The organism is Mycobacterium sp. (assembly GCF_049280035.1).
Classification (GTDB): Bacteria; Actinomycetota; Actinomycetes; order Mycobacteriales; family Mycobacteriaceae; genus Mycobacterium.
The window spans coordinates 1-9,394 of record NZ_JBAPPI010000137.1 but is presented as its reverse complement, the minus strand read 5'-3'; the positions used below and the strand labels follow the sequence as shown (position 1 = coordinate 9,394).

General features: G+C 65.3%; 13 protein-coding genes and 1 pseudogene. 4 read left to right on the top strand and 10 right to left on the bottom strand.

What is annotated here, in order from left to right; genetic code table 11:
* Nucleotides 1–285, top strand: a 285-nt coding sequence (usfY, locus tag WAN71_RS04515; protein WP_422224184.1) for a protein UsfY, incomplete at its 5' end; no start/stop codon positions are given.
* A gap of 20 nt (nt 286–305) precedes the next feature.
* Here the strand turns inward: usfY and WAN71_RS04510 are convergent.
* Together WAN71_RS04510 and WAN71_RS04505 are read right to left on the bottom strand one after the other, a co-directional pair.
* Entirely contained in the window at nt 306–563 is a 258-nt protein-coding gene (locus WAN71_RS04510) for a DUF7218 family protein (protein ID WP_422224183.1), read from the bottom strand.
* A gap of 70 nt (nt 564–633) precedes the next feature.
* Nucleotides 634–825: a hypothetical protein gene (locus WAN71_RS04505; protein ID WP_422224182.1), complete on the bottom strand. Its 192-nt coding sequence runs from the start codon at nt 823–825 to the stop codon at nt 634–636.
* Between the two features lie 186 nt (nt 826–1,011).
* Here WAN71_RS04505 and WAN71_RS04500 point away from each other — a divergent pair, with 186 nt between their 5' ends.
* Nucleotides 1,012–1,449, top strand: a complete 438-nt coding sequence (locus WAN71_RS04500) for an ATP-binding protein (protein ID WP_422224181.1) — start codon at nt 1,012–1,014, stop codon at nt 1,447–1,449.
* Nucleotides 1,446–2,234 carry an RNA polymerase sigma factor SigF gene (locus WAN71_RS04495; RefSeq protein WP_422224180.1) on the top strand — a complete coding sequence of 263 codons (789 nt, stop codon included), beginning with the start codon at nt 1,446–1,448 and terminating at the stop codon, nt 2,232–2,234. Before WAN71_RS04500 ends, WAN71_RS04495 begins: the two co-directional genes overlap by 4 nt.
* Here the strand turns inward: WAN71_RS04495 and WAN71_RS04490 are convergent.
* The 8 genes and pseudogenes from WAN71_RS04490 to WAN71_RS04455 all read right to left on the bottom strand — a co-directional run bounded on the left by WAN71_RS04490 (nt 2,205) and on the right by WAN71_RS04455 (nt 9,002).
* Nucleotides 2,205–2,660, bottom strand: coding sequence for an STAS domain-containing protein (locus WAN71_RS04490; protein WP_422224179.1), 456 nt, complete (start codon nt 2,658–2,660; stop codon nt 2,205–2,207). The two genes, WAN71_RS04495 and WAN71_RS04490, sit on opposite strands and share 30 nt — an antisense overlap.
* 148 nt (nt 2,661–2,808) lie before the next feature.
* Nucleotides 2,809–3,168 carry a hypothetical protein gene (locus WAN71_RS04485; protein WP_422224178.1) on the bottom strand — a complete coding sequence of 120 codons (360 nt, stop codon included), beginning with the start codon at nt 3,166–3,168 and terminating at the stop codon, nt 2,809–2,811.
* Nucleotides 3,169–3,171: 3 nt separating this feature from the next.
* On the bottom strand, nt 3,172–4,968 hold the full coding sequence (locus WAN71_RS04480) for an acetyl/propionyl/methylcrotonyl-CoA carboxylase subunit alpha (RefSeq protein WP_422224177.1): 1,797 nt from the start codon (nt 4,966–4,968) through the stop codon (nt 3,172–3,174).
* 111 nt (nt 4,969–5,079) lie between these two features.
* On the bottom strand, nt 5,080–5,499 hold the full coding sequence (locus WAN71_RS04475) for a SufE family protein (RefSeq protein ID WP_422224176.1): 420 nt from the start codon (nt 5,497–5,499) through the stop codon (nt 5,080–5,082).
* Nucleotides 5,496–6,389 carry a sulfurtransferase gene (locus WAN71_RS04470; RefSeq protein WP_422224175.1) on the bottom strand — a complete coding sequence of 298 codons (894 nt, stop codon included), beginning with the start codon at nt 6,387–6,389 and terminating at the stop codon, nt 5,496–5,498. The genes WAN71_RS04475 and WAN71_RS04470 overlap by 4 nt, the downstream gene beginning before the upstream one ends.
* A gap of 35 nt (nt 6,390–6,424) precedes the next feature.
* Nucleotides 6,425–7,051 carry a Maf family protein gene (locus WAN71_RS04465; RefSeq protein WP_422224174.1) on the bottom strand — a complete coding sequence of 209 codons (627 nt, stop codon included), beginning with the start codon at nt 7,049–7,051 and terminating at the stop codon, nt 6,425–6,427.
* Nucleotides 7,048–7,353, bottom strand: a pseudogene (locus WAN71_RS04460) (acyl-CoA carboxylase subunit epsilon); the annotation flags it as partial. The pseudogene WAN71_RS04460 and the gene WAN71_RS04465, both read right to left, overlap by 4 nt.
* Nucleotides 7,350–9,002, bottom strand: coding sequence for an acyl-CoA carboxylase subunit beta (locus WAN71_RS04455; protein ID WP_422224173.1), 1,653 nt, complete (start codon nt 9,000–9,002; stop codon nt 7,350–7,352). The gene WAN71_RS04455 and the pseudogene WAN71_RS04460, both read right to left, overlap by 4 nt.
* 37 nt (nt 9,003–9,039) lie before the next feature.
* On the opposite strand from WAN71_RS04455, the gene WAN71_RS04450 reads away from it, so the two are divergent.
* Nucleotides 9,040–9,394: biotin--[acetyl-CoA-carboxylase] ligase (locus tag WAN71_RS04450; protein ID WP_422224172.1), on the top strand; the 355-nt coding region annotated here is incomplete at its 3' end.

Sequence of the window (9,394 nt, the reverse complement as noted above, 5' to 3'; positions counted from 1 at the left end):
GACCATGTGCGGACGACACGGTCACATGCAGGCGAGTCGATGATCGATGTGTTGCGCTGGCCCGGCTATCTACTAGTCGTGGCGGGCGTGATCGCCGTCGTGGGTTGTCTGGCGGCGTTCGGGACCGGACACCAAAGCCAGGGCATGACCACAGGCATCGTCGCCGTCGCGACGATGACATTCGGTCTGGTGTGGCTGGCGGTCGAGCACCGGCGAGTGCGCAGAATCGAAGACCGCTGGTACGACGCACACCCCGAGGTTCCGCGCCAACGGCCTGCAAGCTGACAAGCGGGGGGCCGCGCCGCTTAGTGGTCTCGGAGCTTTTTGATCAGCTTGTCTTTGGACAGGCTCGAATAGCCTGACATGCCAAGCTGTTTGGCTCTCTTCTTGAGTTCTGGGACAGTCCAGTCGTCGTACGAGCCGGACTTGCCACCTGACCTGGCCACGCTGCACCGGCCGCGGGCCGCAGCTGCGTTGGAGATTCGAGCGGCCTTTTCCTTCGAATCTCCTTGTTTGCGCAGATCTTGGTAGAGCTTCTCATCCTGAATTGACGACCCCGCCATCTCAACCTCCTTGGCGCACTTTCACGCTTGCATTTCCCATCCCCGCAGCGCGCCAAACACCGCCGGGTCGCTAATCGCGGTACTCTTCGCGGTCGTCATCGGCGCCGACGATGTCCTGGTGCTGCTCTTGCCAGTCGGAGACGTCTGCCTCTACCGGCGGTATTTCCCGATCAGAAGCCGTGGGTTCGAAGGTGGTCGCCTGCTGTTGCTCGACGGCGTCGGCGATGGGAGTCTCGTCGGAAAAGCGGTCGCGATCGTGCATGAGGCTCACCTTCGGCTGGGTCCGGCGGGTTATACGCCGAGGCTAGTGGGTATCAGCTGTAGACCATGATGAGCTTGAAGATGCCCGTCGCTGCCTCGGTATCCCTATCACCCGTACCCGGCGGCGATGATGGCTAACCGGCTTGAGCCCAAGGGTATGGTCAGTCAAATACTGCCGGGAGGCCCCATGACCGCTGCTGAAAAGCAAGCTACGAACCAGCAACGCGGCGACCGCGCGATCGAACTGCGCGTTGCGGCGCGGCTGGAGAACCTGGCGGTACTGCGCACGTTGGTCGGGGCGGTCGGCACCTTTGAGGATCTCGATTTCGATGCAGTCGCCGACCTACGGCTGGCGGTCGACGAGGTGTGCACCCGGTTGATCCGTTCGGCGATCCCAGACGCCACGCTGGCCATCGTGGTCGATCCGCGAGACGACGAATTGGTGGTCGAGGCGTCGGCGACGTGTGACAACTATGACGTGGTGACGCCAGGCAGCTTCAGCTGGCACGTGCTGACCTCGCTGACCGACGACGTCCAGACTTTCAACGACGGTCACGACCCTGATGGCGCGCACGGCATCTTCGGCGTCACGCTGACGACCCGACGGGCGGGCACCGACAGGTGACAGCGCGAGCTGTCGGCGGTTCTTCATCTCGTCCCAACGAATACGCTGACGTTCCGGACATGTTCCGTGAGTTGGCGTCTCTTGACGGCGACTCACCGGAATTTCAGCGCCACAAGGACAAGATCGTGGGGCGCTGTCTGCCGTTGGCCGATCACATCGCCCGGCGCTTCGAGGGCCGCGGGGAACCACGAGACGACTTGGTTCAAGTAGCGCGCGTCGGACTGGTCAACGCTGTTGCCCGCTTCGACGTCGAAACCGGCTCCGACTTCGTCTCGTTCGCGGTGCCCACGATCATGGGGGAGGTCCGTCGGCATTTCCGGGACAACAGCTGGTCGGTCAAGGTTCCGCGGCGTCTAAAAGAACTGCACTTGCGGCTCGGGACGGCAACAGCCGATCTTTCCCAACGGCTGGGGCGGGCACCGACTGCCTCTGAACTGGCCGGCGAACTCGATATGGACCGCACTGAGGTCATCGAGGGCCTGGTGGCCGGTAGCTCCTACAACACGCTGTCCATTGATAGCGGCGTCAGCACTGGTGATGACGACACCCGAGCCATCGCCGACACGCTTGGCGATGCGGACGCCGGTCTCGAGCAGATCGAGAACCGCGAGGCGCTACGTCCGCTACTCGACGGGCTGCCGGAGCGGGAACGAACCGTGTTGGTACTCAGGTTCTTTGAGTCGATGACGCAGACGCAGATCGCCGAGCGTGTCGGCATTTCACAGATGCACGTCTCGCGGTTGCTCGCTAAGTCGCTAGCGCGGTTGCGGGACGAGTTGGAATAGCCGGCGGGGCTGTTCGTTTTCGTCCAAACCGTCCGGCACCGTCTCGGCCAGCGGCAGCAGGTTGTCAGGGTCGCAGATGCGTAGCAAGCGCGAAACTGCCTTACTTGGCACCACGGCCCAGCGCACATCGGCGCCCGCACATTGTACGTTGATGGTATGCAACGCTGAAAAGCCCGCAGTTCCAAAGAATTCCAGGCCGCTTAAGTTCACGATCACCGAGTTGGCATGGGCCGCGCAGCGCTCGACGTAATCGGCGAGCTGATTGGCGTTGGATGCGTCGAGCTCACCGTGCGCCGTGATTACCGCGAACGACGGACCCAACTCGGCGGTGAAACGGGCAAGGTGGTTTCCCCACGGCTCTGACGGAATTGCGGCTTCGGTCCCGAGAGGCGGAGAACTAGAACTGGGATGTCTTATGGCGAACATTAGGGTGGCTCCATCAGTCGTCAAGCAATCTTGCTGCGGATCACGTCAAGCGATTAGGCCGCGCGCCGAGAGAGGCCGGGAGAACGAGCCTCCCCCTACGTCAATTAACGTTGTTCCGGGCGGCTGTGAACTCAACCTTCTTTGAACCCTACTCCGGCCGCACTGGACCGACAACGCCTGAGGGCGTTTCTAAGAAACCCAGGTCAGCAGCGAAACGCCGCACCGATTCTGCGGCCGCCGCTGCGGCCTCAGCTTGTCCGCCCCGGGCTCGGGTTGCGATCTCACCGGTGTCCGGGTCCAGCGTCACCTCTGCCAGCAACTCACCCGTCGTCACCTCGCACACCGCCCAGGAGTAGCTGGTATCCGCCGACCACAACGCGGCACAGCGCGCGACGTGATCCGGGTCCGTGACACCCAGCTCGGCGAGCGCAGGACGATCGTCGATGCGACTGTCCGCGCGCAGTGCGCGCAAATACCATTGCCCAGCGTTGATTTCGACGGGTTGCAACAGCTACTTGATCTCGGCGAGGACCGTGCCTTGGGTGATCGCGGCGCCCGCCTCGACTGCCAAACCGGTGATGGTGCCGTCTTTGTGTGCGGTGACGGGGTTTTCCATCTTCATCGCTTCCAGCACCACCACCAGGTCACCAGTCGCGACCTCTTGGCCCTCTTCGACGGCGACCTTCACCACGGTGCCCTGCATCGGGGCGGTCACTGCGTCGCCGGATGCCCCCGCGCCGGCCAACGCGCCACGCTTGCGCGGCTTGGGCTTCTTCCTGATCACACCGGTAACAGCAGGGTCGCCGCCGTTGGAGAGCGCCAGATCACCGGGCAGTGAAACCTCCACCCGTCGACCGCCGACCTCAACCACCACTTTCTGCCGCGGCCGAGACTCGTCTTCGTCAAGCGGCTCGCCGCCGGTGAAGGGCTCGATGGTGTTGTTCCACTCGGTCTCGATCCAGCGGGTGTGCACCGAGAAGCCGTTGTCGTCGCCGATGAACGCCGGGTCGGACACCACTGCGCGGTGGAAGGGGATGACGGTAGCCAGCCCTTCGACGTGGAACTCAGCAAGAGCGCGGCGCGCCCGTCGTAATGCCTCATGCCGATCGGCGCCGTACACGATCAGCTTGGACAGCATCGAGTCGAACTGACCGCCGATCACCGAACCGGCCTCGACACCGGAGTCCAGCCGGACACCGGGCCCGGTGGGGATGTCGTACCGGGTGACCGGACCGGGCGCGGGGAGGAAGCCACGGCCGGCGTCCTCGCCGTTGATCCGGAACTCGATGGCGTGCCCGCGCGGCGTCGGGTCTTCGGTGATGTCGAGCTTGTCGCCGTTGGCGATCTTGAACTGCTGCAGCACCAGGTCGATGCCGGCGGTCTCCTCGGTGACCGGGTGCTCGACCTGCAGACGGGTGTTGACCTCGAGGAACGAGATCAGGCCGTCCTGGCCGACCAGGTATTCGACGGTCCCGGCGCCGTAGTAGTGGGCCTCTTTACAGATCCGCTTGGCCGACTCGTGGATCTCCTTGCGCTGCGCGTCGGTCAGGAAGGGCGCGGGCGCCTCTTCGACCAGCTTCTGGAAGCGGCGCTGCAGCGAGCAGTCACGGGTTCCGGCGACGACGACGTTGCCGTGCTGGTCGGCGATCACCTGGGCCTCGACGTGGCGGGGCTTGTCCAGGTAGCGCTCGACGAAGCACTCGCCGCGGCCGAACGCCGCGACCGCCTCGCGGGTCGCCGACTCGAACAGTTCGGGGATCTCCTCGAGGGTGCGGGCCACCTTCATGCCGCGGCCCCCGCCGCCGAAGGCCGCCTTGATCGCGATCGGCACGCCGTATTCCTTGGCGAAGGCGACTACCTCGTCGGCGTCCTTCACCGGGTCGGGGGTACCTGGCACCAGCGGGGCCTGCGCTCGGGCGGCGATGTGCCGTGCGGTGACCTTGTCGCCGAGATCCCGGATCGACTGTGGGCTGGGCCCGATCCAGATCAGGCCAGCATCGATCACCGCTTGGGCGAAGTCGGCATTCTCCGACAGAAAGCCGTAGCCAGGATGGATCGCATTGGCGCCGGACTTCTCGGCGGCTTCCAGGAGTTTGCCGAAGTCCAGGTAAGACTCCGCCGAGGTCTGACCGCCCAGCGCGAATGCCTCATCGGCCAGCTTCACGTGAGGAGCGTCGGCGTCGGGCTCGGCGTACACCGCCACACTGGGCAGACCGGCATCTTTGGCCGCGCGGATCACCCGCACCGCGATCTCACCGCGATTGGCGACAAGAACCTTGGCGATCGTCGAGCTGGCGTGGCTAGGCACTGCGCCTCCTGTATGGCTGAACAGTTCTCACGTGTCTAAGAGAAATTCTTACAAGTCGTGTCGGGGGAAGTTTAAGCGCCGCGCCGTGCGCGATACGACCCGGTGCCCACTTCAGCCGGACTCGCGCACCCGCCGCTTGATTCGCGCCAGCATCGCCGACAGGCCACGCAGCCGCAGCGGGCTGACCAACGCGGCCAGGCCGAGCTCGATGTAGAAATCCTCCGGCACTGCCAGGATGTCGGCGGCCGGCTGCTCGTCGAGGCCGGCGGCCAGTATCGAGGCGAATCCACGAGTGGTGGGTGCTTCGGCCGGAGCGCTGAAGTGCAGCCGCACCCGGTTGACGTCGCTGGCGTCGACGTGCAGAAACAGCGGCGATTGGCATTCGACCACCGGCTCCATCGCCGCCTCTTCCAGATAAGACGGCAGAGCTGGGAGGTCATTGGCGAATTCCAGCAGCAGGTTGAGCTTGTCCTGGCCCTGGACTTCGGTGAAGTCGGACAGCACCTCGGCCAGCGGCGCGGGCATGCTCATCGGACCGGCACCGCTCCCGGGCTGTCGCCGGCGACGATCGGCACCCGGACGGTGTTGCCCCATTCGGTCCAGGAGCCGTCGTAGTTGCGCACCCCTGGGATGCCGAGCAGATGTGTCAGCACAAACCAGGTGTGGCTGGATCGCTCACCAATGCGGCAATAGACGATTGTTTTATCGTCCGGCTCGATGAAACCGTAGAGCTGGTGCAGCTCGTCGCGGTTGCGGAACCGCCCACTGTCGTCGGCCGCCTTGCCCCACGGGATCGACTGCGCCGTCGGGATATGCCCCGCGCGCAGCGCCCCTTCCTCGGGGTAGTCGGGCATATGCGTGCGCTTGCCGGTGTATTCGTCGGGCGATCGCACATCGATCAGCGGCTCGGAGCCCAGGATGGCCAGCACGTCGTCTTTGAACGCGCGGATCGGGGCATCGTTGCGCTGCACGACGGGATAGCCGGTCGACGTTTTGGTCGGGACGTCCAAAGTGGTGTCGCGTCCCTCGCTGAGCCACAGGTCGCGCCCGCCGTTGAGCAGCCGCACGTCCGGGTGGCCGAACAGCGTGAAGACCCACAGCGCGTACGCGGCCCACCAGTTGCTCTTGTCCCCGTAGATCACCACCGTGTCGTCTCGGGAAATGCCTTTGCGGTCCATCAATTCGGCGAACTGCTCGCCGTTGATGTAGTCGCGCACCCGCGGGTCGTTGAGGTCGGTATGCCAGTCGACCTTGACCGCACCGGGGATATGACCGACGTCGTAAAGCAGGACATCCTCGTCGGATTCGACAATGGCCAGCCCCGGCTGACCCAGGTTGCCGGCCAGCCAGTCGGGGGTCACCAGCCGTTCCGGGTGCGCGTAGGCGCTCAGCGTCGGGCTGGGATCTGCTGGTAGTGGCACACCGCGAGCCTACCCGCGGATAGACACTTCGGAGTTCAGGCCCACAACTCGGCGACTGAAAGGCCAACGCGTTGCAGCAGGGTGGCGGTCAGCGGCAGGCTCAGCCCGATGACGGTGGACGGGTCGCCCTCGATCCGGTCGACGAACCAGCCGCCCAGCCCGTCCAGCGTGAAGCCTCCGGCGACGGCCAACGGTTCGCCGCTGCCGATGTACGCTTCCAGGTCTGCCGGGGTTGGTTTAGCGAAATGCACCGTGGTAGCAGATGATTCGGATACCCGCTGAACAGGATTGCCGTCGAGCAGCCGCAGCAGGCAGTGCCCGGTATACAGCTGGCCGGACCGACCGCCCATCGACTGCCACTGGCTTCGTGCCGTGTCGGCTGATGCTGGCTTGCCGACCAGTTGGCCGTCGAGGTAGAGCATCGAATCACAGCCAATGACAACGCAATCCGCGGCGACGGCATCGTCCAAATTGGTGGAAACCTGGTCGGCCTTGGCCTGGGCCAGGATGCGGACGACATCAGCGGGGGAGGCGTCCGATCCCAATGCGGCGATGATCGCGTCCTCGTCGACGCCGGAGACCACGACCAGCGGATCGATGCCGGCCTGCCGCAGCACCTTGAGCCGGCCCGGTGAGGCGGACCCGAGCACCAGGCGGGTCATCGGCGCATGTGCATCCGTTCCAGCAGGGTGATCTTCTGCCAACTGAAGACCGGGTAGCGCAATTTGTCCACGGGCAGCGCCCACCGGTTGTGCTCCGGCGGTGCTGCCTCGCCCCGGCCGCCGGCGGCGCTGCCCAGCACCGCGATCAGCGCGGCCAGCTCCTCGTCGGCCGGCTGGCCCTTGAGCACCTGAATGTGCGGCTCGTGTGCGCCAGGCGTCTCGTCCGTCCCGCTGCTCACAGGAGCGGAATTGTTCGCGTCACTCCCGTCGCTCACTGCATTCGCTCCGCTCGTTCCGCTCACAGTGGAATGTTCCCGTGCTTCTTGGGCGGCATCTGGGCGATCTTGCGCTCCAGCAGCCGCAGCGCCGTCCCGATGTAGCCGCGGGTGTGCGACGGCGGGATGACCGCGTCGACGTAGCCCCGTTCAGCGGCGATGTACGGGTTGACCAGGGTGTCCTCGTACTCCTGCTGCAACTGTAAGCGAAGCGCATCAACATCCTGGCCGTCCTTGGCCGCGTCGCCGAGTTGCTGGCGGTAGACGAAACCGACCGCGCCGGATGCGCCCATCACCGCGATCTGCGCGGTCGGCCAGGCGACATTGACGTCGCAGCCCATGTCCTTGGAACCCATCACGCAGTAGGCGCCGCCGTAGGCCTTGCGGGTGATGACGGTGATCTTGGGAACGGTGGCCTCGCCGTAGGCATACAGCAGCTTGGCGCCGCGGCGGATGATGCCGTTGTATTCCTGGTCGGTGCCCGGCAGGAAGCCCGGCACGTCCACCAGCATGACGATCGGGATGTTGAAGCAGTCGCAGGTCCGCACGAAGCGAGCGGCCTTCTCCGAGGCGTTGATGTCCAGGCAGCCGGCGAAATGCGTCGGCTGGTTGGCCACGATGCCGACCGGGTGGCCGTCGATGCGACCAAACCCGATCACGATGTTCTGGGCATAGCCGGACTGCACTTCGAGGAACTCGTCGTCGTCGAGGATGCGGGTGATCACCTCGTGCATGTCGTAAGGCTGGTTGGCCGAGTCCGGGATCAGGGTGTCCAGCTCGAGATCCTCGGCGGTGAGGTTGTCCTCGATCGCACCCTCGGGAACGGGCACGGCAATCCGCGGCGGATCGGTGAAGTTATTGGGCGGCAGGTAGCTCAACAGTTCGCGGACGTAGTCGAAGGCGTCCTGTTCACCTGAGGCGACGTAGTGCGCGGTGCCGGACTTGGCCATGTGGGTGTGGGCACCGCCCAGCTCCTCCATCGTCACGTCCTCGCCGGTGACGGTCTTGATGACGTCGGGACCGGTGATGAACATCTGACTGGTCTGGTCGACCATCACGACGAAGTCGGTCAGCGCCGGAGAGTAGACGTGCCCGCCGGCGGCAGCGCCCATGATCAGCGAGATCTGCGGTATGACGCCGGAGGCCAGGATGTTGTTGTGGAAGATCTGGCTGTACAGGCCCAGCGAGACGACACCCTCCTGGATGCGGGCGCCCGCGCCGTCATTGATGCCGATCAGCGGCCGGCCGGTCTTGGTCGCCAGCTCTTGGACCTTGACGATCTTCTCGCCGTAGACCTCGCCGAGGCTGCCGCCGAACACGGTGACGTCCTGGCTGAAGATGCACACGTCACGGCCGTCGATGGTGCCGTAGCCGGTGACCACACCGTCGCCGAGCGGACGCTTCTCGCCCAGCCCGAAGTTGGTGCTGCGGTGTCGGGCCAACGCGTCGAGCTCAACGAACGAGCCCTCGTCGAGCAGGGCATAGATGCGCTCGCGCGCGGTCAGCTTGCCCTTGGCGTGCACCTTGTCGACCGCCGCCTCGCCGACCGGGTGCAGCGTCTCCTCGGATCGCTTGCGCAGTTCGGCAAGCTTGCCCGCGGTGGTGTGGATGTCGATGTGGTGCTCGGCTTTCGCTTCCACATGGCCGTCGGTGTGAGTCTCGGAAGTGCTCGTCATGGGTGTCAATCTTAGCGGTCCCTTATATTGAGATCCCGTGGACTCGCTCAGGGCTCCGTTGGACGCTGCGGCGCTGCGGCGCGGGCTGGTCGGGGCGGGCCGGCCGTGGCGTCAACTCGATGTAGTCGCCGAAACTGGCTCCACCAACGCCGACTTGATCGCCCGGGCGGAAGGCGGCGCCGATATCGACGGATCGGTGTTGCTCGCCGAATACCAGAACGCGGGTCGTGGTCGTCACGGCCGGCAATGGTCGGCGCCGACGCGCGCGCAGATCGCGCTGTCGGTGGGCGTGGCCGCGGCGTCGGTCCCCCGGTCGGGCTGGGGATGGTTGCCGCTGGCCACCGGTGTCGCGGTGGCCGACGCGCTAACGGCGGAGTGCGGCGTGGCGCCGG